General features: G+C 73.7%; 16 protein-coding genes and 4 pseudogenes. 13 read left to right on the top strand and 7 right to left on the bottom strand.

Annotation, left to right across the window (positions count from 1 at the left end):
- Nucleotides 1-2: 2 nt before the first annotated feature.
- Entirely contained in the window at nucleotides 3-2,900 is a 2,898-nt protein-coding gene (locus tag ACGF0D_RS26420) for an NACHT domain-containing protein (protein ID WP_392920307.1), read from the bottom strand.
- A gap of 312 nt (nucleotides 2,901-3,212) precedes the next feature.
- Here ACGF0D_RS26420 and ACGF0D_RS26425 point away from each other — a divergent pair.
- The 3 genes and pseudogenes from ACGF0D_RS26425 to ACGF0D_RS26435 all read left to right on the top strand — a co-directional run.
- A pseudogene (locus tag ACGF0D_RS26425) lies at nucleotides 3,213-4,118 on the top strand (helix-hairpin-helix domain-containing protein); the annotation flags it as partial.
- 235 nt (nucleotides 4,119-4,353) lie between these two features.
- Nucleotides 4,354-4,992: a hypothetical protein gene (locus tag ACGF0D_RS26430; protein WP_392920310.1), complete on the top strand. Its 639-nt coding sequence runs from the start codon at nucleotides 4,354-4,356 to the stop codon at nucleotides 4,990-4,992.
- A 35-nt stretch (nucleotides 4,993-5,027) separates the two neighbouring features.
- A complete protein-coding gene (locus ACGF0D_RS26435) occupies nucleotides 5,028-5,645 on the top strand; it encodes an RICIN domain-containing protein (RefSeq protein WP_392883295.1) in 618 nt (205 codons plus the stop codon).
- 51 nt (nucleotides 5,646-5,696) lie between these two features.
- Here the strand turns inward: ACGF0D_RS26435 and ACGF0D_RS26440 are convergent, their stop codons facing one another.
- Complete coding sequence (locus tag ACGF0D_RS26440) at nucleotides 5,697-8,498, bottom strand: WD40 repeat domain-containing protein (protein ID WP_392920312.1); 2,802 nt, start codon at nucleotides 8,496-8,498, stop codon at nucleotides 5,697-5,699.
- 65 nt (nucleotides 8,499-8,563) lie between these two features.
- Nucleotides 8,564-9,535 carry a hypothetical protein gene (locus ACGF0D_RS26445; protein ID WP_392920315.1) on the bottom strand — a complete coding sequence of 324 codons (972 nt, stop codon included), beginning with the start codon at nucleotides 9,533-9,535 and terminating at the stop codon, nucleotides 8,564-8,566.
- A 219-nt stretch (nucleotides 9,536-9,754) separates the two neighbouring features.
- Here ACGF0D_RS26445 and ACGF0D_RS26450 point away from each other — a divergent pair, with 219 nt between their 5' ends.
- From ACGF0D_RS26450 to ACGF0D_RS26460, 3 genes and pseudogenes are all read left to right on the top strand, one after another.
- Nucleotides 9,755-10,585: an arylamine N-acetyltransferase gene (locus ACGF0D_RS26450; protein ID WP_392920318.1), complete on the top strand. Its 831-nt coding sequence runs from the start codon at nucleotides 9,755-9,757 to the stop codon at nucleotides 10,583-10,585.
- Nucleotides 10,586-10,759: 174 nt separating this feature from the next.
- Entirely contained in the window at nucleotides 10,760-12,001 is a 1,242-nt protein-coding gene (locus ACGF0D_RS26455; RefSeq protein WP_392920321.1) for an RNA-guided endonuclease InsQ/TnpB family protein, read from the top strand.
- Nucleotides 12,002-12,007: 6 nt separating this feature from the next.
- A pseudogene (locus ACGF0D_RS26460) lies at nucleotides 12,008-12,343 on the top strand (ClpP family protease); the annotation flags it as partial.
- A 62-nt stretch (nucleotides 12,344-12,405) separates the two neighbouring features.
- Here ACGF0D_RS26460 and ACGF0D_RS26465 read toward each other — a convergent pair.
- Nucleotides 12,406-12,819 carry a helix-turn-helix domain-containing protein gene (locus ACGF0D_RS26465; protein ID WP_392920324.1) on the bottom strand — a complete coding sequence of 138 codons (414 nt, stop codon included), beginning with the start codon at nucleotides 12,817-12,819 and terminating at the stop codon, nucleotides 12,406-12,408.
- Between the two features lie 374 nt (nucleotides 12,820-13,193).
- Between ACGF0D_RS26465 and ACGF0D_RS26470 the strand changes: the two genes are divergently transcribed.
- The 5 genes and pseudogenes from ACGF0D_RS26470 to ACGF0D_RS26490 all read left to right on the top strand — a co-directional run.
- Nucleotides 13,194-13,457, top strand: coding sequence for a hypothetical protein (locus ACGF0D_RS26470; RefSeq protein WP_392920326.1), 264 nt, complete (start codon nucleotides 13,194-13,196; stop codon nucleotides 13,455-13,457).
- A 224-nt stretch (nucleotides 13,458-13,681) separates the two neighbouring features.
- A complete protein-coding gene (locus tag ACGF0D_RS26475) occupies nucleotides 13,682-15,244 on the top strand; it encodes a hypothetical protein (protein WP_392920329.1) in 1,563 nt (520 codons plus the stop codon).
- Between the two features lie 13 nt (nucleotides 15,245-15,257).
- The gene (locus ACGF0D_RS26480; RefSeq protein WP_392920332.1) at nucleotides 15,258-16,808 is read left to right on the top strand and encodes a hypothetical protein; all 1,551 of its coding nucleotides are present in this window, start codon (nucleotides 15,258-15,260) and stop codon (nucleotides 16,806-16,808) included.
- Between the two features lie 318 nt (nucleotides 16,809-17,126).
- Nucleotides 17,127-18,998 (top strand): annotated as a pseudogene (locus ACGF0D_RS26485) (M4 family metallopeptidase); the annotation flags it as partial.
- A gap of 12 nt (nucleotides 18,999-19,010) precedes the next feature.
- Nucleotides 19,011-19,136 (top strand): annotated as a pseudogene (locus tag ACGF0D_RS26490) (carbohydrate-binding protein); the annotation flags it as partial.
- A 218-nt stretch (nucleotides 19,137-19,354) separates the two neighbouring features.
- Here ACGF0D_RS26490 and ACGF0D_RS26495 read toward each other — a convergent pair.
- Both ACGF0D_RS26495 and ACGF0D_RS26500 read right to left on the bottom strand, forming a co-directional pair.
- Nucleotides 19,355-20,203 carry a hypothetical protein gene (locus ACGF0D_RS26495; protein WP_392883284.1) on the bottom strand — a complete coding sequence of 283 codons (849 nt, stop codon included), beginning with the start codon at nucleotides 20,201-20,203 and terminating at the stop codon, nucleotides 19,355-19,357.
- Entirely contained in the window at nucleotides 20,190-20,714 is a 525-nt protein-coding gene (locus tag ACGF0D_RS26500; protein WP_392883283.1) for a SigE family RNA polymerase sigma factor, read from the bottom strand. The genes ACGF0D_RS26495 and ACGF0D_RS26500 overlap by 14 nt, the downstream gene beginning before the upstream one ends.
- A gap of 278 nt (nucleotides 20,715-20,992) precedes the next feature.
- Between ACGF0D_RS26500 and ACGF0D_RS26505 the strand changes: the two genes are divergently transcribed.
- Complete coding sequence (locus ACGF0D_RS26505) at nucleotides 20,993-21,805, top strand: maleylpyruvate isomerase family mycothiol-dependent enzyme (protein ID WP_392883281.1); 813 nt, start codon at nucleotides 20,993-20,995, stop codon at nucleotides 21,803-21,805.
- 193 nt (nucleotides 21,806-21,998) lie between these two features.
- Nucleotides 21,999-22,763, top strand: coding sequence for an aspartate/glutamate racemase family protein (locus ACGF0D_RS26510; protein WP_392883279.1), 765 nt, complete (start codon nucleotides 21,999-22,001; stop codon nucleotides 22,761-22,763).
- Here ACGF0D_RS26510 and ACGF0D_RS26515 read toward each other — a convergent pair.
- Nucleotides 22,667-23,431: a hypothetical protein gene (locus ACGF0D_RS26515; protein WP_392883278.1), complete on the bottom strand. Its 765-nt coding sequence runs from the start codon at nucleotides 23,429-23,431 to the stop codon at nucleotides 22,667-22,669. The genes ACGF0D_RS26510 and ACGF0D_RS26515 overlap by 97 nt on opposite strands.
- Nucleotides 23,432-23,632 lie beyond the last annotated feature (201 nt).

Raw genomic sequence — 23,632 nt, forward strand, 5'->3', positions numbered from 1 at the left:
GGTCAAGAGCGGGGGCGGGGGAGGCCGAAGACCGTCCCCTCGGGGAAGAGCTCGGCGCCAGCCACCTCGCGGGCGCTGTAGAGGCGGATCTTGGTGAGATCGACAAGGTCGGCGAGGGGCGAGAGGTCCACCCTGCGGTCGCCCTTGGCCTGGCAGAAGAGGGCGATCTGCTTCAGGCGCGGGAAGACGGATGGCACCGTAACCAGCGGGTTCTCCGGGCCCCAGTAAGAGAGGCAATCGAGGTTGAGGGATGTCACCTGAGGCAAGGCTGGCAGCCCTTCGTCGTACAAAGATGCGGGGGCAGCGTCGAACAATATAAGGAGGCGCAGCTCGGTGAGCGCCTCGATGGCAGAAAGGTCCCGCACCTTTCCGTTGACTTGCAGGGTGTCGAGCCGCGGCCAACGAGTAATTCCGGTCAGTGACAGCCCAGCGGCTGCCGTGGAGGAGAGGACTAGGCTCGTCAGGTCGGCCGTGGTGGGCAGGGCTTCGATATTTCGGAGACCGAGCGGCATGAAGAGGTCCAGCCGCCGCAATCGGGTGAGCGCCGCGAGGCTGTCGAGTGCCTGAGTAGGGATGTCGAGGGTCAGGTTTGTGACGGCGGAGTCGGCCAGTCCTGCGAGGTCGCGGACAGAGGTGCAGCCGAGCAGGCTGAGGGTGGCCATCTCGGTGAATGCGGAGAGAAACCCGACCTCGCGCAAGGTCGGGTTGTTTTGAATATTGAGGTACTCCAGCCTTTCTGGGGCGAGAGCGTTAGCTATCTCACTACCCGTGAAGGAGCCGCTGACAATCACCTCGGGCGTCGTTTCCATCGACCGGAGGAGAGCGAACTGTTCGGCCGTGGTGACCGTCGTTAGACGACGGTTTGGCCCATACCGGAGGACCTTCTCGGCGTAGTCAGCGGCGTCGAACCGGGCCCAGGCGGACTGGAGTTCCCAAGCCACCCGATCCTCAGTGGTTAGCCGGAACCGCTTCATCACCCCCATCGCTGCCTCGCCGCCGATCAGGCCAGCGGTATGCACCACCGCGGCCGCCTCGTCCTCGTCCAGCCCGTCGGGACCGGGGAGCAGATCAAGAATGACCGGCCCCGCCGCAGCGAGCACTGCGGCCTCCTCGCCGTTCCTCGGCGGCAGGAGAGCCGCCGCGTGCTCTGTCACCTCCTGCCGTACCTCAGGGTCCAGCTCGGTGGCGTTCTCCAGGCAGGCCATCGCCAGCAGGTGCAGCCGGACCCGGTGGCGCTGGCTGCGTACCCCGCGGGCGACCAACCGACGCAGCAACTTGGCACGCTCCTGCGGACGGGCGTGGCCGACCGCCATCCGGATGACGTCCTCCCACTGGTCGTCATGGGCGTTGCGTACCAGCAACGGGAGGTCCATCGCCTCGATCGCCGCCTTGGCACCCAGGTAGTCCTGGAAGGTACGGTGCACGAAGTCGACCGTGTCCGGGTCCGGCGTGCGCAGCAGGCCGCTGCGGCCCACCAGGTGATCCAGAACCGTGGCGGCGTCGCCCTGTGCCGCGACCTCGGGCATGGCTGACAAGAGGTTGGCGATCTGGGCGAGCGCCGTGTCGCGGTCCATCTCGGTCTGCCGGTTGACGACCAGCCAGTAAGCCAGCCGCTGCAGCAGCTGGATGCTCTGCTGCTCGGACAGTACGACGCCCTCGGGGTGCTCGATGCCCCGCTCCCGGTCGCGGCGAACCAGAAGCATCGATAGCGCGGCCGCGTACAACTCCATCCGCCCCTGGGGAAGGTGGCCGCGCCGGTCCCGGTGCAGTGCACAGACCAGGGCGCACAGCAGCGGGGTGGTGGTGAGCTGGGCCAGCGGACGCTGGGAACGCACGGTGTCCGTGAGCGCCTCGCCCAACCCAGCCAGCTGGGACCGCTCGTGGCCGGTGCGTGCGCCGGCCTCCGCCGCCGCGGCGTGCCAGCGGCCGACGAAGACCCCGACGTCCCGGGTACTCATCGGATGGACCGTCAGGTCGTCGAACCCGTGGTCGGCAAGCCAGCCCTCCGGGACTGCCGAGGGACGGGTGGTTGCCAGCACGCGGACTCGCGGGTAGGCGGCCAGCAGCTCGCTCAGCCAGTCCCGGGTCCGTGCCCGCTGCGCCTGTGGCACCTCGTCCAGCCCATCGACCAGCAGCAGCGCCCGCCCGCCGTGCAGCACGCGGTCGGCCCAGCCCGCCGGTTGGGCGGATGCCAGCTGACAGCCCACCGAGGTAAGCAACTCCTCGGGACCGGGCAGCTGCCCGCGGCGGACGAGCGAGCGCAGCGGCAGGACGAAGGGCACACACCGGTTCAGCTCCGCCATCGGGGCGGGCAGCACGCCGCGCGCGGCGGAGACCGCCAACCACTGCAGCAGCGTGGTCTTTCCGCTGCCGGCCAGGCCCCGCACCAGGGTCCGTCGTAGGTCGGCCAGCGCCTGCTCGGCCCGATTCACGGCTGCCACCGGGGCCGCGTGTACCGGACCCTCGAGAGCCACCGTGAGCGGGTCGGCGCTCGGTGCGGAGAACTCCAGGCTGAGGTAGGCGGTGTCCAACGGCCAGCAGGCGTACTCGGGCTGGGAGAGGTCCAGGCCGACCACCGAGAGCCGGGCGTGCCGCTCGGCCACGTAGTGGCGGTACCGCTGCTCGAAGGCCGCATCGGGTGCAGACTCGCTCTCCGGCCGCTCAGGCGCTGGGGCGGGTGCGACTGCTGGCGCCGTCGCCAGGGCATGCCCGCGCAGGGCCAGCAGTGGATCGGCGGTGATCCCCAGGGCACGGGCGACCCGGACCACGGTGGCTTCGCTTGGCAGTGTGGGCCCGTTGAGGGCCTGGCTGACGGTGGTCCGGCCCAGGTCTGCCCGGCGGCTCAGCGAGTCCATCGACAGACCGCGTTCGGCCCGCGCCCGGCGAAGCTGTTCCTTCAAGTCCTCAACGGGTAACCGCTGCTCGCCGCCGGACCCCATATGCCCCCACCCTCCACCGTGGACGTGCCGCACCGGAACCTTACCGGCGCCCCGCCCACCCGCCGTCCCGTCCTGGCCTGCCAGCCGCGCCTCGACCGGCTGCCGGTCGAAGCCCTGGCGAATCGCAGGCATGTGATCTCGGACACTCAGTCAGTGCGAGTACCCGGTTAGAATGCGACACGGGCAGGAAGGCCAACGTTCTGCTTCTGGCTCAGAGAGCTGCCACTCAACGAGACATAGCCGCTGCGGGACACGCCTTGTGCAGCGATACCCGGCGACGTCATCCCCCGGGTCGAGGCCCCCGTCCTCGACGCCCGCACCGGCGACGAGCAGCCGATCGCCTTCCCCGAGGCCTGCCCGCGCTGCGGCGACGCCATCGACACCACCGAACAGCGCTGGCGCTGCATACGCGGCCGCAACTGCCAGGCCGTCGCCTCCGTCCTCTACGCGGCCGGCCGCGACCAGCTCGACATCGAGGGCCTCGGCGGCACCCGCGCCGTCCAACTCGTCGAAGCCGGCCTCGTCGCCGACCTCGCCGACCTGTTCACCCTCACCCGCGAGCAGCTGCTCACCCTGGACCGGATGGGGGAGACCAGCGCCGACAACCTGCTCGCCGCGATCGCCACCGCCCGCACCCAGCCGCTCAACCGGGTCTTCTGCGCCCTCGGCATCCGCGGCACCGGACGGACCATGTCCCGCCGGATCGCCGCGCACTTCGGCAGCATGACGGCGATCCGGGCCGCCGACGCCGAAACCCTGGCCGGCGTCGACGGCATCGGCACCGAGAAGGCCCGCGTCGTCGCCGCCGAACTCGCCGACCTCGCCCCGCTGCTGGACCGCCTCGCCGACCTCGGCGTGGGCACCGCCGTCACCGCCCCGACGGCCCCCGCCGCGGCGGCGGGGGAGAGCGGCACCACCGAGGCGGGCCCGCTGGCCGGCGAAGCCGTCGTCGTCACCGGCAGCATGACCGGCGCCCTCGCCGACCTCTCCCGCAACCAGATGAACGAACTGATCGAAAGCGCCGGCGGCAAGGCCTCCTCCTCCGTCTCCAAGCGCACCACCCTCCTGGTCGCCGGCGAGAAGGCCGGCTCCAAGCGCGCCAAGGCCGAGGAACTCGGCATCCGCATCCTCACCCCCGAGGAGTTCGCCGCCCTGGTCGCCTCCCACCTCCCCGCCTGACGCCCCGGCCGCACCGCCCGCCACCGGCGCCGCCATGGTGGCCGGGCGGTCCGGCATGCCCGAACCCGCCCGCACCGTGAGCCGGTCGTGAGGAAATCGTGACGGCCTTGCGCAGGATCGTCACCGGGCCGGGCGGCGTCCGCCGCACGACGGATCGCGCCACCGCGCCCGCCCGCACCCGCGCGGTTCCGGTCGCAGGAGTGCGGACCGTCCGCCAGACCACGGAGGAGAACAGATGACCCCTGTCCACAGGACGCGCCGGCGGACCCTCGCCGCCTCGGCCACCGCCGCCGTCGCCCTGGGCCTGTCAGTCCTCGGCGCCGCCCCGGCCGCCCACGCCGACACCCTCCCGACGTTCTGCAACCCGGCCGTCGACCAGACCGCGAAGGAACCCTTCAACGTCCAGGTCACCCCGACGGTCACCGACTTCCTCATCGTCAACGTCGCCCCGGGCACCACCGGACAGCACAGCGACACCCTGACCAAGATCAGCTCGGTGACCACCACCGTCGACAACAGGACCGAGATCTCCGCCTCGGCGGGCCCGCTGTGGCTCAAGGTCGAGGCCAAGGTCGGCTTCTCGGTCCAGAAGACCACCTCCAGCACCACCAGCCAGACCGTGAGCGACGTCTGGAACCTCAACGACCCCGGGCGGTACGGCCTCTACCGGGGCACCCGCGTCGTCACCGGCCAGTACGTCAACCGCGTCTGCGCCCAGACCGGCCCCACCACCGGCATCTGGGTCACCTCCTCGCCGACCCCCGGGACGTTCACCACCTACGAGTCCCCGGAGATCGGCTCCGTCGGCTGCGCGCCCGCCCAGCCGGCCGGCACCGTGCGCCGGGCCGCCCAACTCCTCATCAGCAGCTGCTGACCGTGCCCACCGACCCGACGACGACGGAGGAACCCGTGACGAACCCGCTGCGCCGCGCGACCACCCGCCGGGGCACGGCACTGCGCGCCCTCGGTGCCGCCGCCCTCGCCCCGCTGGCCGGCCTCACCCTGTTCGTGGCCCCCGCGTCGGCCGCGCCCCAGGGCCTGTCCTCGACCGCCTGGCACCACTACATCTGCGACGACGGCTACTACCGGATCAAGACGCCGTACGGACAGCTCGTGGAGCGGAACCTGCTCAGCGCCTGGAGCCAGGCAGTCCAGAACCCCGACACCGGCGGCTACAACCAGCAGTGGAAGATGTGCCACTACGAGAACGACGCCGATCTCTTCATCTTCCGCAACCGGTCGAACGAGAACTCCTGCCTGGGCATCTGGAAGCAGGACCCGAACGACCCGAACGAGGGGCTGGCCGACGGCGCCAACTTCTCCGCGTCCGAGTGCTCGGGGTGGATCGTGGGCAACCAGCAGTTCCGGATCCACCCCGTCGCGCCCGGCTCGAACCAGGTGATCCTCCGGGTGGGGCACAGCGGGTCCTTCGCCGCGGTCTCCGACCCGAACGGCGCCGCGGGTTCGGTCATCGCCCAGTACTCCTACCGGGCGACCCTGTTCACGCTGGAGCACCTCGCCGCCTGACGCCCCCCGCGCCGCAGGAGGGTCCGGCCCCGCGGGGCCGGACCTTCGCGCTCACCCGGCGGCGCCGGCCGACCCGGCGGACTCCGCGGGTTCGGCGGGTTCGGCGGACTCCACGAGGCGGAACACCCCGACCTCCCAGCCGAACCCGACCACCAGCCGGTCCGCCGCGGCCGTGGCCAGCGCGCCGACCGGCAGCGGCAGCACCAGGTCGGGGCCGACCGGGGCGAGGGTGGTCAGGTCCCAGGTCCGGACAGTGCCGTCGTCGCCGCCGGTGACGAGGACCGGGCGGCCCGCGACCCGGGCGGTGGTCAGCGCGGGGGTGTCGTCGTCGGAGGCGCGCAGGGGCGGGCCGAGCAGGGTGCGGGTGGCCAGGTCCCAGACGTGCACCAGGCCGTCGTCGCAGGCCGCCGCCACGACCGGGCGGCCGTCGACCACCGCCGTGGCCAGCGCCTCGACGACCGATCCGTCGCCCTCGTCGTCCTCGTCCTCGTCCTCGTCGTCGTCCCAGTCCTCCTCGCCGTCCGCCTCGTCCGGGGCCGACGCCTCGTCCCAGTCCGCCTCGTCGTCCTCGTCCTCCGCCTCGTCCCCGCCGCGCGGCGAGGCGCCCGGGAGGTCGATCGGCTCGCCGAGCGCGGCGCCGGTGGCGAGCTCCCACACCCGCAGCTTCACCTCGTCCGCGGTGACGGCGACCGGCCGGCCGTCCAGCACCGCCGTGGCCACCGCGGTCACCTCGGACTCGTGCCCGGCCAGGGGCCCGTGGAGGACCTTCCCGGCGGTGAGGTCCCAGACCCGGACGAGGCCGTCGGCGCTCCCGGTGACGGCGAGCGGCCGGCCGTCCAGCACCGTCGTCGCCACGGCGCCCACGGTGTCGTCGTGGGCCAGCGGCGAGCCCGCCGACTCCCCGGTGGCCGGATCCCACCGCCGGACCGCCTTGTCGTACGGCTCGACGGTGAGCACCACGGGCCGGCCCCCGACCACCGCCGTCGCCACCGCCTCCACCGGTTCCCCGGACTCGGCGAAGGGCGTGTCCGCCTCGGTGCCGGTGGCCAGGTCCCACAGGCGCACCGAGCCGTCCAGGGCGGTGCTGACCACCAGCGCCCTGCCGTCGAGTTCGACCGTCGCCGCGGCGGTCACCTCGTCGCCGTGCCCGGGTCGCGGGTCGCCCACGGAGCCGCTGTCGACGGCCGGGTCCCAGCGGTGCACCCGGCCGTCGTCGGTGCCGACGAGCACCACCGGCCGCCCGTCCGGCGTCACGGTCGAGGCCAGCGCCCGGGTCCGGCCGTGGGGCCCGGCGAAGGCCTGGGCGAACTGCCGCCCGCCGACCAGGTCCCGCAGCCGCACCATGCCGGAGTCGTCGCTGACGGCGAGCGCCGCCCCGGCCCCGGTGGCCACCGCCGCGACCTCCTGCGGCCATTCGTGCGCGGCGACGAGGCGCTCGCCCACCGGGCGGGCCCTCGCCAGGTCCCACAGGCTGGTCGCGCCGTCCCAGGCGCCGACGGCCACGGCCGGGCGGCCGTCGACGTCCACCACGGCCAGCGCCTGCACCGCGCCGCCCCCGGTCTTCACCGGCGCCAGGAACTCACGCCCCTTCGCGAGGTCCCACACCCGTACGACCCCCTGGAAGTCGCCGACCACCGCCACCGGCCGGCGCAGCACCACCGTCGTCACCAGGGCCGTCGGCCGGCCCGTCCGGCGGTCGGCGGGGGCGGCCGGGTCGCGCATCGGCTTGCCGACCGGCTGGCCGGTGGCCAGGTCCCAGACCCGCACGCTGAGGTCGTCGCCGCAGGTGACGGCCACCGGGCGGCCGCGCACCACCGCCGTGTCCACGCCGGTCACCCAGTCGAAGTGCCCGGCCAGCGGCGGGTACAGCAGCCGGCGCGTCGTCAGGTCCCAGACCCGTACCGCCTCGTCGGTCCCGACCGACACCGCCACCGCCCGGCCGTCCAGCTCGGCCGCGGCCACGGCGCGCACCTGCCCGACGTGGTCGGCCATCGGCTCGCCGACCGCCTCGCCGGTGGCCAGGTCCCACAGGCGCACGGTGCCGTCGTCCCCGCCGGTGACCACGACCTCGCGGCCGTCCACCGGCACCGGGACGGCGGCGAGTGCCGACACCCCGTCCCGGTGGCCGGCCACGCTCCAGCGGCAGCCGCCCAGTTGGGCGCCGCTGGCCCACTCGGCTCGCCGGCGCGGGAAGCGCTCGTCCGCCACCGGGACGGCCTCGATCCGCGCGGCCAGCTTGCCGTCCCGGTACCGGAGGGCGTCGAGCGCCAGCAGCTGGCGGCGCACCGCGGGGCCGGCCTCCCGGTGGCGGTGGGAGGAGGCCTCGTACACCGCGGCGCCCACCCGCCCGAAGCCCCACGCCTCGGGGAGCAGGGCCAGCACGGTCGCCGGATCGGCGTTCACCAGGAACGCGCCGTCGGCGAAGGGGATGGAGCCCAGGTAGACCGCGACGGAACGGCGCAGCTCGGGATCCGGGCCCCGGGCGGCGCGCAGCCACAGCTCCACGGCCTCCCGGACGTCGCCGTCCTCGCTCACCATCACCCCGAGCCGCTCCTCGGCGAGCTGGCGGTAGGGCTCGATCTCCGTGGTGACGGCGCCGCGCAGCAGCCGGTGGGCCTCGGCCCGGTCGCCGTCGAAGCGCGCCCGGTCGGCCGCGTCGATCGCCGCCGCGACCTCGACCAGGCCCTCGGCCACCCGCGGGGGCAGGGAGGACAGGTCCACCAGCTCCCCGGGGCGCGCCCACGCCCTGGGGTCCTCGTCGACGGGCCGCACGGGCGCGCCCTGCCCGGCGCGCGCACGGCGGCCGCCGAGCAACCGGCCTATCCAGCCGCGGTGTTCCCTCGGGTCGGTCATCGCTCTCCCCACTCCGGTACCGAATCCGACCCACCCTACTGACTTGTCCCCGAAGCCCACGGCCCTTACTGCGGAGTGCCGTTGGCGGCGAGGTGGGCGCTCATCTCCGCGTGGGCGCGCTGGGAGTGGGGGTTGGCCGGGTCGTGGACGAGGCGCAGGTAGTCGTAGAGGATCCGCACGCACTCGTCCCGGCCGGAGCAGGGCGCGTCGGGGGCCAGGCCGAGACGCCCGGTGATCTCCATCAGGCTCCCGTCCTCCGTGGCGTACACCGGGTGCCAGACGAGTCGCACCGCGGGGTCGAGCGCCATGACCACGCGCAGCTGCGGCACCTCCTGCGCGATCAGGACGCTCTCCGGGTTGTACGCCCGCAGGAAGATGTGGACGGGGCCGCGGGCGCGGCTCACGAAGGCCTTGGACAGGACGTTCCACATCGGCGTCTTGAGCATCCAGTCCGGGGTCAGGGCCAGCCTGTCGACCACCGCGCCGAAGGCGGTGGCCTCCAGCGGGGTGTGGCCCTTGCCGCGGGCGTAGTCGCTGAGTTCCCGGCCGCCCGACCACAGGGCCAGCGTCGGCGTGTCGATCTCCAGGTAGTCGCCGACGACCTTCACCAGCTCCTGGTACCAGCTGTTCGACGCGCGGTGGTCGCGCTGGGCCTGGCGCTCGGTGAACCGCGCCATGGCCTCGTCGTTGAGCTGCCCCTGTTCGGCGATGCCGCCGAGGACGAGCTGCCAGGCGATCTCCGTGACGTCCCGGGAGAATCCCGCCTGGGCCATGTCCTCGCGGAACGTGCCCCACTCGCCGTGCGAGACGGGGTCGGCGGCGTGCGCTCTCGCCTGCTCCCTGACCCCGGGATCCTCCAGGCGCTGCAGCCGCCGCGTCACGGCCGCGTTGCCCACCGTCCGCTGGAGGGCGGAGAGTTCGGCGGGGTGCGGGGCCCGACCGGGCGCGGCGGGCACCGGGGCCGGGCCCTGGGCCGCACGCCTCCTCGGCGCGGCCCCGGGCGTCGGCGCCGCCGAGCCCCTCACGGTCTCTCGCATGCTCCCGGCCCTCCTCCGTCACCGCCCGGCACGCCGACCCTACGCCCCCGGCACGGCCCCCGCGAGGGCCGAAAGGGCAGGCCGTGGGGCACCGGTCGGCGCCCCACCGGCCGGCCCGGCCCGCGAGACGTAGGACCAACAGCCGATGGCCACCCGCCCCGCTGGGCGTAGGACCAACAGCCGATGCCCACCCGCCCCGCACCCCGGTGGAATGGCCGGATGAACCACGCACCGCACCCCGAGCAGCCGCCGGCCGGCCTCACCGCCGCCCAGCGCTCCGCCTACCTCGACCGCATCGCCCTGCCCGACCCCGGAACACCCTCCCCGCAGGCCCTCGCCCGGCTCCAGCGCGCGCACCTGCGCACCGTCCCGTTCGAGAACCTGAGCATCCACCTCGGCGAACACGTCGACCTCGAACCCGCCGCCCTGCAGGAGAAGGTCGTCGCCCGCCGCCGGGGCGGCTTCTGCTACGAACTCAACGGAGCCTTCGCCCAGTTGCTCACCTCACTCGGCTACCGGGTGAGCCTGCTGGCCGCCCGCGTCTTCGACGGCGAACGGCTCGGCCCGCCGTTCGACCACCTCGCCCTGCGGGTGGACCTCGACGAGCCGTGGCTGGTCGACGTCGGCTTCGGCCGCTTCAGCCGCCACCCGCTGCGCCTGGACGAACGCGGCGAACAGGCCGACCCCGACGGCGCGTTCACCGTCGTCCCGACCGGCGGGCACGGCGACCTGGACGTCCTGCGGGACGGCACACCGCAGTACCGCCTGGGCCCGCGCCCGTACGAGCTCGCCGACTTCGCCCCGACCTGCTGGTGGCAGACCACCTCGCCGCACTCCCACTTCACCCGCTCGACGACCTGCTCGCTGCCCACCGACGACGGCGGCCGGGTGACCATCACCGGCAGCCGCCTGATCACCACCACCCCGGCCGGCGGGCGCACCGAGCAGGCCCTCACCGACGACGAGGCCCTCGCCGCCTACCGCACCCACTTCGGGATCGCACTGGACCGCCTCCCGGCTCTGCCGGCCCTCCCCGTCCTCCCGGGCTGAGCGCCCACCGGCCGCCGTCTGCCCGGGCCGACAATGGAGTCGACGGCAACTCTGCTCCGACGAGGAGAGGTCAGACGACCCGAAGGCCAAGTGAACGGGCATTGCCGTAACGACTTTACGGCCGGGCCTGTAGTCGGTTTCGGATCCCACGGACCAATCGATACGATCTCGGTTGTGCAGCTCCGCTACAACTTCCGCGTGTATCCGACGTCCGGTCAGCGCATGGCGCTGGCTCGGGCGTTCGGGTGTGCGAGGGTGGTCTTCAACGACGCTCTTCGTGCCCGTCAGGAGGCCCACGCGCACGGGCTGCCGTACATCAAGGACACCGACCTTCAGAAGCGGGTCATCACCGCGGCCAAGCGCACCGAGGAACGGGCATGGCTGGCGGACGTGTCGTCGGTGGTGCTGGTGCAGTCCCTTCGGGACCTGCATGCGGCCTACCGGAACTTCTTCTCCTCCGTCACCGGCAAGTGCAGGGGACCGAAGGTCGCGCCGCCTCGCTTCAAGTCCAAGCGGGACAACCGGCAGAGCATCCGGCTCACCGCCAACGGCTTCTGCCTGCGCGACAACGGGCGCCTGTACGTGGCGAAGGTCGGGGATCTCGACGTGCGCTGGTCCCGGCCGCTCCCGGCCGCACCCACCAGCGTCACGGTCACCAAGGACGCCGCCGACCGCTATTGGGCGTCCTTCGTCGTGGACACCGAACCGCAGGTCATCGAAGACCTGGACTTCGGCGGCCCGCTGGACACCGAGACCGGGATCGACCTCGGACTCACGCACTTCGCCGTCCTGTCGGACGGGAAGAAGGTCGACGCGCCGAAGTTCCTGCGACAAGCCGAGCGCAAGCTCAAGCGGCTGCAGAAAACCCTTTCACGGTGCGCGAAGGGCAGCAACAACCGGGCCAAGGCCCGCAAGAAGGTCGCGCGGCAGCACGCCCGCGTGGCCGACCGCCGCCGGGACTGGCACCACAAGGAATCCACGCGACTCGTGCGCGACAACCAAGCGCTGTACGTGGAAGACCTCGCGGTGAAGGGCCTCGCGCGGACCGGCCTGGCCAAGTCGGTGCACGACGCCGGATGGTCGCAGTTCGTCATGATGCTGGAGTACAAGGCCGTCAAGCACGGCCGGTACTTCGCCCGTATAGGCCGCTTCGAGCCGACCTCCCAGGTCTGCTCGGTCTGCGGTGTCAAGGACGGCCCCAAGCCCCTCCGGGTCCGGGAATGGGCCTGCCCGGAATGCGGGACCGTCCACGACCGCGACGTCAACGCCGCACGCAACATCCTGGCCGCCGGACGGGCGGACAGGCTAAACGCCTCGCAGAGCGCAGGTAAGACCGGACCCGTTCCGGCACAGCGCGTTGAAGCAGGAACCCACCGAGACGGTCAGCCGACCGTAGGAGGAGTCTCGGTCCGTTAGGGCCGAGAGGACGTCAACTTCGTGCAGGCGCCGATCTCCACCTTCTGCGTCGGCCAGGCGGCCTCCACGGCCGCGGTGCTGCTGGCCGGCGGGGACCCGGGGCGGCGCTTCGTGCTCCGCCACGCCCGGGTCCTGCTCGGCCAGCCCGCCAGCGGCGGTCGGCAGGGCACGGTCTCCGACCTCAGCCTCGCGGCCAAGGAGATGGTCCGCATCCGCGCGCAGGTGGAGGAGGTCCTCGCCCGGCACACCCGCCACGACCCGGCGACGCTGCGCGCGGACATGGACCGGGACAAGGTGCTCACCGCCGACCAGGTGCTGGACCGGCGGTACGCACCCGCCTGACCCGCACGCACCCGCCGGACCCGGCCGGACCCGCGTTCGGCCGCGGAGCCGACCGGGGCCGGTCAGGCGGCCAGGGCGAGGCCGTCGTAGCGCCCGGTGGGCGAGGTGCGGCCCCGGCCCGCCTGGCCCACCCGGCCCGCCGGGCTCGGGGCGTATCGGGTCAGTTCGTCCTGGGCGAGCGAGAGCAGGTCCCCGAGGCCCAGCCCCAGTGCCCGGGCCGCGGCCGCGAGGACCTCGGAGGAGGCCTCCTTGCGCCCGCGCTCCAACTCCGACAGGTACGGCATCGAGATCCGGGCCGCCTCGGCGACATCCTTCAGCGTGCGCTCCTGGGCGAGCCGCTCACGCCGCAGCACGTCGCCGACGACATCGCGCCACAGCGGCTCCCGCCGGGCGCGGGGCCGCTCGCCGGACGCGGGCGGCGAGGCCTGCGGACGCAGGGGGATGACGCGGGCTTCGTTCGACGCATGAGTGCTCACCCCTTCAGCCTAGGCACCCCGGGCCCCGGGGGAAGAGCACGGCGTTCTGCCCTGGGTGAATCCCGCGCGTTGCGCGGATCCGCCCGGCCGCGGCGTCCGGCCGCGCGGGGGAGCCCGGCGCGGGAGGGGATCCGGATCGGGCACGGCCCCACCGGAACCACCGGCCCCACAGGCGCCACCGGCCCCACCGTCCGTTCCCCACACGGGATGTGATGACCTATCAGGAAAACATCACGAATCGGCAACCGAGGCCCGGTCGCGCGCCGATACCCCTGTGACGGACCGGCCGGCTCCCCTATCCTCCATCCGGCGCGGCGCACTCCCGCCGCGCCGGAGGACGGGGGGATGCGGTGGTTCTGGACGGACGAGCGGCTGTGTTCAGGGCCGTCGTTCCCTCGTTGGTCGGCCTCGAACTGGCGGGGCCCGCTCCCGGGAACGGCACCCGGCTGCCCGTCCCGGCCGGGATCCCCCTGCTGATCGAGTGCGCCGGCGGGCGCCTCACCGGCAAGACCACCCTCCTGAAGACCCTGGAGGAGCGGTACGCGGAACGACTGCCCCAGGCGTACGCGGACCTCGGGCGCGCGGACTTCGGCCGGCCGGGCCTGGCCCTGCCCGCCGAGAACGAGGCCCCCGGCTGAGCAACGCCTCCCACACCTCGGACCTGCTCTTCCACCTGCGGTACGAGCTGAGCCGGCAGGCGAACCGGTTCGGCGCGGGCCTGTCCTTCCCCCGGCTCACCCAGGGCCTGCTGGCGGTCACCAGCTGGCAGACCGTCGGGCTCGGCGAACTGGAGGCCGCCGGCCGGCGCCTGGAGAGCCTGCTGCGCGAGAGCCAGCCCGACGCCCAGGCGCGCCGGGACAAGGTGGCGGGCTGGACCAGACAGGTCGCCCCGAACATCGGCACCGCGGCGGGGCTGGGCCCCGGGGTCAACGAACTCGTCGCCTCGCTCGCCGACATCGTCGCCACCGAACTGCTCGGCGCCCGCGCCAACAGGAACGGCCTGCGCTGGTGGGCCGAACGCCGGGTCAGCGCCCAGGGCGAGGCGAACGTCCAGCTCTCCGAACTCGCCCGGGGCTTCCGCGGCAACCCGCACGACCGCGAGCGCGCCGAGCGCCACCTGACGGCCGCCCTCCTCGCGGACATCGACGACCACTACACCTGGGCGCGCCGCAAGAACCGGCTGCCACGCCCGCTGCTGCTCCTGGACAACGCCCACACCCCGCTCGGCCGGCCGGTCCTGGACACGCTGACCCGGGTCTGGCACGAGGAGGACGTGCGGACGCGGCCCGGCGTGGTCGTCACCGTCCTGGCACCGGAACCGGCCACCCCCGAGCCGGAGGACGTCGACCCGACGACCCGCAACGCCGCCGGCCCGTTCTGGCGTACGGACCGGCCGCAGACGCCGGCCGGCTGGACCCTGCGGCTGCCCCTGGCCCAGCTGACCCTCGACGAGATCACGTGGATGTTCGGCACGGACCACCCCGGGCCCGACACCGCCCAGCTGATCCACCGCCTCAGCGCGGGACGGGCCGGGATCGCCCACGCCCTGGTCCAGGCCGGCCGACGGGCCGTGCGCCTCGGGCAGAGCCCCGACCCCCGCACCCTGCTCGACCTGCCGGCCGACGACGAGCCGGACACCCGGGTGCACGAGCGGCTGCTGCGCCTGCTGGTCCCCGACGACACCGCCCGGGCCCGCCTGGCCCACTTCTCCCCGGCCCTCGACGAGGAGGCCGCCCAGGCGCTCGCCGCCCACCACCCGCCCGGCGACAACGACCTCCTGCGCGTCCAGACGACCAGACAGCTGCTGACGCAGGACCACTGGGGCTCCCGCCCGTGGCCGGGCACCGGAGCACCGTTCGTCGGCGACCCCACCCTGCGCGCCCTGCTCGGCCACCACCTGGTCACCCTGCTCGGCGAGACCCCCGGGGCCGACCGGTGGCACGACATCCACGAGACCCTCTGCGACCGCTACGCCCCGCCGGACGCCGACCCGCCCGACGAGCGCTTCCTGCACCACTCGCTCGCCGTCCTCGACACCGGCACCGTCGCCCGCACCCTCCACCGGCGCCTGGCCGACCAGTCCACGGCCACCTGGCTCACCGCCCTCAACCTGGTCTGCGCCGCGCCGCACCCGCCCCGGAACCTGACCGCCCTCGCCGCCCGGCCCGAGGACTGCCCGGCCTGCGCGAGCGCCGGCGCCGGCGGCCTCGTGCACCAGGCGGTCACGTCCCTCGTCGACGCGCTGTGGCGGCAGTCGCACCCGCTCGCACCACCCGACGAGCAGCTGATCGGCAGCGTCCGGCTGCACCTGCTCACCCTGGCCCAACACGCCGGGGCCGCCCACCAGACGGTGTTCTTCCGGGCGTACGAGACCTGGCCGCAGCTCCTGCGGCGCTGGGTCCAGGCCCCCCACCTCCCGATCTGAGGAGACCCCGACCATGAGGTTCCTGCCCGACGGGCCCCTGAACCGCGCACTGGCGGCCGCCGTGGCCGTCGCCGTCCTGGCCACCGGCGGCTACCTGGGATACGAGGCATGGCTGGTCGACGACCCCTCCTGCGCCCCCGGTGTGGAACAGCGCGGAGACCAGCACGAGTGCGTCGGCGTCACCGACGGCGCCTACGTCTTCACCGACGACCTGAAGCAGGTCAGCGCCCGCATCAAGGCCGAGAACGACCGCGTGGCCGGCAGCTCGCCCGTCACCGTCGCACTGATGATCCCCATGACCTCCGCCGCGCCCGCCGAACGGCGCGAGCTGGTCGAACAGGTGCAGGGCGCCTACCTGGCCCAGCACTGGGCCAACGACGAGCGGAACAAGAACAGGAGGCAGCCCCCGATCCGGCTGGTGCTGGCCAACCCCGGCCGCGGCTACAAGGAGTGGCGCCCCGTCGCCGATCAGCTCGCCCGGGCCGCGGCCGACGACCAGCAGAACCTGCGGGCCGTCGCCGGCATCAACATCAGCATCACCGAGACCGAACAGGCCGTGCGCTACCTCACCGCGGACAAGCACATCCCGGTCGTCGCCGGCCCCATGACCGCGGACGACATCAAGAACACCCCCGCCGACCCGCGCCGCTACCCGGGACTGGCGCGCATCGCCCCCGGCAACTCCGACCAGGCCGGCGCCCTCGGCTCGTACGGGGCGGCCATCAAGCCCGAAGAGGCCCTGGTGATCGAGGACACGCGCGAGAACGACAACTACCTCGCCACCCTGCGCCAGACCTTCGAGAAGCTCACCAAGGGCGCCCTCAACGCACCGGAGACCTACCAGTCGCCGCCCGACTTCAACGACGAGGGCAACCTCGCCAACGACTTCCACCAGATGGTGCCGAGCATCTGCACCTCCGCCGCCACGACCCTCTACTTCGCCGGCCGCCCGGTCCAACTGCGCCAGTTCCTCGTCGAACTGGGCAACCGGAGGTGCAACAAGCACTACACGGTCATCAGCGGCTCGCACGCCTCCACCCTGATGGTCGACGCGAAGTTCGCCGACAAGTGGGACGCCCTCACCACGGGCGCCGGCATCACCGTGCGCTACACCGCCCTCGCCCACCCCGACACCTTCGGGGAGAAGAGCACCGAGGCCCCCGGCGGTTCCAAGGCCGCCTCGAAGGAACTGGCCGACCTGCTGGGCGAACCCGACACCAAGGCACCCGACGCGATCGGCCCCGCCGACCTGCGCGACGGCCGCGTGATCATCACCTACGACTCGGTCTCCACCGCCATCGCGGGCATCCGCAACCAGACGGTCGGGGACGTCAAGGTGCCCTCGACCGACGACGTCGTCCAGAGCTGGCGACGGCTGCACGGCGACAACCGGGTCGAGGGCGCGAGCGGCTGGATCTGCCTCGACCAGTACGGCAACCCGTACAACAAGGCCGTGCCCATCGTCCACCTCGACCCGGCCGCCAGGAACGCCGTCCTGGACACCCTCGCCTGGCCCCTCGTCCACGCCCCCGACGCCAACTGCTCCATCGGCAGCGACGGCTGAACCGGCCCACCCGCCGCGGCCCCGCCCCGCCGCCGCCCGACACCTGATGTGGTCTCAACCACTGCAGGAAAACCGCAGCCTGGCGCAAAACCGGACCCGCCGGCTTGACGGAATTCGCCAGCCCCGCGCACCACCCGCACCAGGCATTGACCCGGGCATGACGTCGTGTGAGTGTTCGGGCACCCGAGCGCGGACGGCCCGCACGGCCGTCCCCACACACGGCCCCGCGGCGCGCCACCGGCCCCTGTGCCGTCCGCGGTCGAGGACCCCCACACGCGAGGAGCCTCGATGCAACACAGAGTCACCGCAGGCCGGTTGCTGACCACCGCGACCACCCTGACCGTGCTGGCCGGCATGATCGCCGCCACCGCGGGGCCGGCCACCGCCGCGCCCGCCCCCACCCCGGCACCGAGCGCTCCGGCCGCCGCCGTCAACGCCGCCGACGCGGCCGCGAGCGCCGGCCTCGACGCCCTGGCCAAGGGCCCCGACGAGACCTACCAGCGCAAGACCGTCACCCCCTGGCTCGGCGGCCTCTACTCCGTGTCCTACGAACGCACCTACCACGGCCTGCCCGTGGTCGGCGGCGACGCCGTCGTCCTCGCCGACGCCCAGGGCAGGGTCCGCGCCCAGCAGTCCGCCACCACCGGCCCCCTCGGCGCCCCGACCACCCCGCAGGTCAGCGCCGAACACGCCGAGAAGACCGCCCGCACCAAGCTCGCCGCCGTGGACACGGTCGACACCCGCCGCCTGGTCGTCCGGGTCAAGGACGGCAGCAGCCGCCTCGCCTGGGAGACCGTCCTCAAGGGCCACACCGAAGCCGCGCCCAGCACCCTGCACGTCTTCGTCGACGCCACCACCGGCGAAGTCGTCGACAGCTACGACGACGCCCGCGCCGGCACCGTCAACAGCAAGTGGAACGGCCCCGGCCCGCTGACCATCAGCACCACCAACTCCGGCGGCTCCTACTCGCTGCGCGACCCCAACCGCCCCGGCCTCAGCTGCTCCGACTACAGCACCGGCCAGGTCTTCTCCAAGTCCAGCGACTTCTGGGGCAACGGCAGCCCCTCCACCAAGGAGACCGGCTGCGGCGACGCCATGTGGGCGGCCCAGAAGGAATGGGACATGCTCCGCGACTGGCTCGGCCGCAACGGCCACGACGGCAACGGCGGCAGCTGGCCGATCAAGGTCGGCCTCAACGACGTCAACGCCTACTGGGACGGCAGCTCCGTCTCCATCGGCCACAGCCAGAGCGGCGAGTGGATCGCCGCCCAGGACGTCGTCGGCCACGAGTTCGGCCACGGCATCGACCAGTACACCCCCGGCGGCGCCAACAACGAGAACGGCCTCGGCGAGGGCACCGGCGACATCTTCGGCGCGCTCACCAAGGAGTACAACAACGAGCCCGCGCGCTACGACTACCCCGACTACCAGGTCGGCCGCATGATCAACCTGGTCGGCCAGGGCCCGATCCGCAACCTCTACCAGCCGTCCCTGGTCAACAACGACCCGAACTGCTACTCCTCCGCCATCCCCGGCACCGAGGTGCACGCCGCGGCCGGCCCGCTCAACCACTGGTTCTACCTGCTGTCCAACGGCTCCAACCCCGGCGGCGGCAAGCCCACCAGCCCCACCTGCAACAACTCCACCGTCACCGGCATCGGCGTCAAGCAGGCCGGCCAGGTCTTCTACGGCGGCATGCTGCTCAAGACCAGCGGCATGACCTACAAGCGCTACCGCACCACCACCCTGACCGCCGCCAAGAACCTCGACCCCACCTGCACCTTCTTCAACCGGACCAAGGCCGCCTGGGACGCCGTCAGCGTCCCCGCCCAGGCCGGCGACCCCACCTGCAGCAGCAACGGCGGCAACGACTTCTCGCTCACCCTCGGCCCGGCCTCCGGCTCCGTCCAGCCCGGCGCCACCACCACCTCGACCGTCGGCACCGCCGTCACCTCCGGCACCGCCCAGAGCGTCACCCTGACCGCCTCCGGCCTGCCCGCCGGCGTCACCGCGAGCTTCAACCCCTCCTCCGTGCATGCCGGTTCGTCCTCGACGCTGACCCTCTCCGCCTCCGCGACCGCGGCCGGCGGGACCTACCAGATCACCGTCACCGGCACCGCCGGCACCACCACCCACACCGCCCAGTACAGCCTCACCGTCGGCGGCGGGGGCACCCCCAACCCCGGCGGCACCTGGGCCGCCGGCACCACCTACCAGGCCGGCGACGCCGTGACCTACAACGGCGTCGGCTACCGCTGCCTCCAGGGCCACACCGCCCAGGTCGGCTGGGAGCCGCCGAACGTCCCGGCCCTGTGGCAGGCCGTGTGACCGGTACGCGCTGACACCCGGTGAAGCCGCTGCGCCGCGGCCCGTCGAGGGGGACGGGCCGCGGCGCAGCCATGCGCGCTGTGCCCACCGCGGCCCCGGGACGGGCACCCGCCTGCCCGAACCCGCCCCCGACGACCCCCGAAGGGCGGCGAACACCCGGCGGTTCGCCGCCGGGGGTAGTCAGGCCGGCCCGGCCTGGCTACCCCCGGGCCCGTCCCCTACGGTGTCGGCGCCGGGCTCACGGCGGTGGTGGTCGGCGGCTGGCCGGCCGGAGCGGACCGGATGGTGTCGAACACCTGCCGCACCTGCCGCAGCGTCGACTCGGACGGCTGGCGCAGACAGGCCGTCACCTCGACCACGACCCGGGAGCCGGCACGGTCGACGGCGCGCCGGCCGCCCAGCTCGCGGTTGCCGCCGAGCGTGGCGCACTCCTGCTCGAGGTAGCCCGACTCGTTGAGCCCGGACGGGCTCGGGGCGAGCTTCTCGGCCAGCCCCCGGCTGCCGTCGTCCACCAGTCGGAACCCGACGACGGCGCCGTCCACGGGCAGCAGCCCGGAGATCGGACAGTAGGCGGCGCCCGAGGTGCACGACGGCCCCAGCGGCTGGGTGCCGAGGTAGCCGAACTTGTCCTTCGGCGTGGCGGCCGGCAGGGCCAGGATGTGCCAGTTCACCGGCAGGGCGACGACCATCTCCGGCAACTGCGGGAAGTAGACCGGCGGCCCGGGAAGGGCGGACGGAGTTCCCGTCGGTGCCTGGGCGGGCGGCACCGTGGGCGCCGGGGCGGACACGGAGCCCGCGGGCCCCAGCCCCACCCCCCGCACCGGGGCCGGCGCGAGCGCGGGCGCCGCGGCCAGGACGGCCGTGGCCAGGCCGACGGTGAGCCCGGCCGCGAGACCGGCCGCCCGCCGGCGGCGCCTGGACCGCTCCACCCGGGCGAGGACACGCTCCACCCGGTCCTTCGGAGAGGCCAGGGCCGGGACGGCCCGGTGGAGCAGGACCCGCAGCTCATCCTCGTCGTGCCCGCCGTCGCCCGGCCCGTACGGGCCGAGCAGGTCAGTTCCGGTCACGAGGTCCCCCGTTCAGCAGGAGCTCCCGGGCCGGCAGCCGTCCGCGCAGGGCGGCGAGCGCCCGGTGCGTCTGGCTCTTGACGGTGCCCGTGCTGCAGCGCAGCACCTCGGCGGTCTCCTCGACGCTCAGGTCCTCGAAGAAACGGAGCACCACCACCGCCCGCTGGCGCGGCGGCAGCGACCGTACCGCCTCGGCCACCACCTGGCCGAGCACCACCCCCTCGAACGGGTCCTCCTCCGGCTGCGGCTCGGGCATCTCCCCGTGCGGCAGCTCCCCGGTCCAGCGACGCCGCCACCAGGAGACGTGACAGTTCACCAGGACCTTCCGCAGGTACGCCTCGGGCCGGTCGGGCGCGATGCGCGCCCACTTGGGCCAGACCTTGGCGAGCGCCGTCTGCAGCAGATCCTCGGCCTGGTGCGGGTCGCCGGTCAGCAACCAGGCCGTCCGCAGCAGCTTCGGCCCGCAGGCGGCGACGAACTCCTCGAAGTCCGGAGGTATCGCGTTCGTCATCCTGCCGTCGTCCCCGCCATGGTGCCCGTGCCGTCCCCGTCTGCCGTGGCGGCCGGTCCGGCCGCAGTGTCGTTCTTCCTCTCACGGCAGCTCGACGCGATGGGAGGCCGTTCGGGTTGCCTGCGGACGCGAACTCGCGAACCGGCCCGGAACCGGCCCGGCCCTTCGCCCCGGAACCGGCCCCTCCCCGCCCGGGGAGGAGCCGCTGGAACGCATGTTCTCCCGGCCCTGTCAACTTCACTGGACACCGGTGCGCAACTCGACCAGTCTTCACCACCATGACGTTCCCCCAGCACTCTCCCGGTGCCGTGCGCACCACGCTGTTCGAGGCGGTCACCGCGGTCGGCGACGAGGCCGTCCCCCTGCTCGCCGGCTGCCGCGGCGACACCCGGATCCCCGGCGCCCAGTGGACGGTCGCCGAGGCAGCCGCCCACCTGGCGATGGCCAACGAACTGATGGCCGCCCTGGCCGCCGGCGAGGAACGGCCGTACGGCGACGGCACCCCGGGCGCGCTGGCCGCGGCGAACGCCGCCTCACTGGCCGAGCGGACCGAACGCGACCCCGCCGTACTCGCGGAGCAGATCGCCCGGCAGGCAGGGGAGTTCGCCACGGCGGCCGGCCCGCGCACCGGCACCGAACCGATGCTCACCCCACTCGGCCCGATGGACCTGGACACCCTCGGCTCCTACCTGCTGACCCACATGCTGGCCCACCTCTACGACATCGCCGTCGCCCTCGGCCGGCCACACCCGATCGACCGGCGACGCGTCGCCCTGACGATGCCGTTCCTGCGCACGGCCATGCCCCTGGTGACGGACGCCCGCACCGCAGCCGGCCACAGCGCCTGCTACCGGCTGCGGCTGCGCGGCCAGGGCGGGTTCACGGTGACCTTCACCGACGGCACCGTCGTGGTGGGCCAGGAACCGCCGCGCCGCCCGGACTGCACGATCCTCATCGAACCGGTGGCGTTCTTCCTGCTCGCACTGGGCCGCTACTCCACCACCGGCGCCATCGCCCGCGGCAAGGTGCTCGCCTGGGGCCGCCGGCCCTGGCTGGCCCCGTCCTTCCCCGGGCTCTTCACCGCCCCCTGAGTCGCCGCCGCCCGCCCCCGGGGCCGTCCCCTGGCCCTGCCCTCGCCGAACGTCCCGCAGGTGCTCCAGCGGGGCCGGCCGGAAGCGGCGGAGCGGTGGGGGTGGGGGCCGTGCCGCAGGTGCGCAGCCTGCACCCGCACACCGCCCCACCCGGCCGGTCGGGCGTTCGACCGTGGCGGCTAGCATCGCGCGCATGCTGGCGCTGCTCCACACCTCGTCCGTCCACGTCCCGGTCTTCGACGCGCTGCGCGACCGCGACCACCCCGGGCTGCCCCTGCGGCACGTCGTGTCCGAGGAACTGCTGGCCGGGGCCCGGGCCGACGGGCCCGAGTCCGTCGCGGGGGACATCGACCGGGTGCTCGCCTCGGCGGTCGCCGAGGGGGCGGCGGCGGTGTTGTGCACCTGCTCGACGATCGGCGGGGTCGCGGAGGCCCGGGCCGAGGCGCTGGGGGTGCCCGTGCTGCGCGTCGACCGTCCGATGGCGGCGGCCGCCGTCGCCGCCGCGCCCGGCGGGGGCCGGACCACGACGCGCGTCGTGGTGATCGCCGCCCTGGCCGGCACCGTGGGCCCGACGGTGGCCCTCGTCGAGGAGGAGGCCGCCCGGTCCGGCCGGCCGGTCACGGTGACGGCCACGGTGGTCGAGGGCGCCTGGGACTGGTTCGAGAGCGGTGACCACGCCGGCTACCTGTCCGCGATCACCGCCGCCGTCGACGCCGTGGACGGGGCGGACGTCATCGTCCTCGCCCAGGCGTCCATGGCGGAGGCCGCGCATCGGACCACGACCGCCACACCGGTCCTGTCGAGCCCGGCCCCGGGCCTGCGCGCCGCTGCCGCTGCCGCCGCGTCACGCCGCCGGCCGGGTCAGCCGTCGGCCCGCTCGGCGGGGGCCGGCAGCGCGGTCGCGACGTCGACGACCGCGTCGGCCGGGGGAGGGGTGAAGGCGAGCGCCTTCCCGTAGTCGCGGTAGGTGAAGTCGAACGGCTCCGCGTTCCGGCCCGAGCGGAGCCGGGTGACGTACGGCGTCCCGGTCTCGCTGACCTCGGCCTGGGCGCCGTCGCGGTCGACCAGGGTGACCGTGGTGGTTCCGCCCGTCCGCCGACGGCTCTGCCCGGTCACCTCGCCGAGGCCGAGGTCGCCGGTGAGGGCCCGGTCGGCGGCGGAGCAGAAGACGGTCAGGGACCGGAACACGCCGTCGGATTCGGGGCCGGTGACGTACCTGTCGCCGATCACCGCGCCGCGCTCGGCGCCCCAGAGGCGTTCGCCGGCCTTCAGCCAGGCGTGGGTCCCGTCGGAGAGGAAGTCCACCGGGCCGAGCTTGGACAGTTCGAGGGACCCGACGCAGTGGCGGGAGCCGTCCACGGAGACCCTCCCCGTGACCGGCTGGCCCATCACCGAGGCCCGGAGCTCGGCCGTGACCGATCCGGCCGCCATCGCGTTCTCGGTCGCGGTCTCCAGTAGGCGGCTGCCGTCGAGGGGGTTGATCGAGACCGCTTCCGCCATCGATTCCGCGGAGTCCGATCCGGAGGATCCCGACCCGGCGGAGCCCGCCCCCGCCCCCGCGGCCGCCTGGCAGCCGCAGAGCCCGAGCAGCAGGGCCGCCGCCGCCACACCCCTGAGCACCTTCATCGCGTTTCCCCCAAGACGCCTCGCCGGACGGGCCGTCGGGCCCGTCCGGTTCTATTTGAACGCGTTCAACATACTCCATGACCCACTCGATGACAGCGCACCGGACACCGGCATCCGTCACGTTCGCCGCCCGGGCCCGGATCCGGGCCCGGGCGGCGAACGGGACGGCGCGCCGCGACGCGCCCCCCGCGATGCGGGCGC

Source organism: Kitasatospora sp. NPDC048298 (assembly GCF_043201465.1).
GTDB lineage: Bacteria > Actinomycetota > Actinomycetes > Streptomycetales > Streptomycetaceae > Kitasatospora.

Coding starts and splice junctions, on each gene's coding strand:
- ACGF0D_RS26430 (WP_392920310.1), top strand. CDS start 4,354: ATGACCCCTGTCCACAGGACGCGCCGGCGGACCCTCGCCGCCTCGGCC.
- ACGF0D_RS26440 (WP_392920312.1), bottom strand. CDS start 8,498: ATGACCGACCCGAGGGAACACCGCGGCTGGATAGGCCGGTTGCTCGGC.
- ACGF0D_RS26445 (WP_392920315.1), bottom strand. CDS start 9,535: ATGCGAGAGACCGTGAGGGGCTCGGCGGCGCCGACGCCCGGGGCCGCG.
- ACGF0D_RS26450 (WP_392920318.1), top strand. CDS start 9,755: ATGAACCACGCACCGCACCCCGAGCAGCCGCCGGCCGGCCTCACCGCC.
- ACGF0D_RS26480 (WP_392920332.1), top strand. CDS start 15,258: ATGAGGTTCCTGCCCGACGGGCCCCTGAACCGCGCACTGGCGGCCGCC.
- ACGF0D_RS26500 (WP_392883283.1), bottom strand. CDS start 20,714: ATGACGAACGCGATACCTCCGGACTTCGAGGAGTTCGTCGCCGCCTGC.
- ACGF0D_RS26505 (WP_392883281.1), top strand. CDS start 20,993: ATGACGTTCCCCCAGCACTCTCCCGGTGCCGTGCGCACCACGCTGTTC.
- ACGF0D_RS26510 (WP_392883279.1), top strand. CDS start 21,999: ATGCTGGCGCTGCTCCACACCTCGTCCGTCCACGTCCCGGTCTTCGAC.
- ACGF0D_RS26515 (WP_392883278.1), bottom strand. CDS start 23,431: ATGAAGGTGCTCAGGGGTGTGGCGGCGGCGGCCCTGCTGCTCGGGCTC.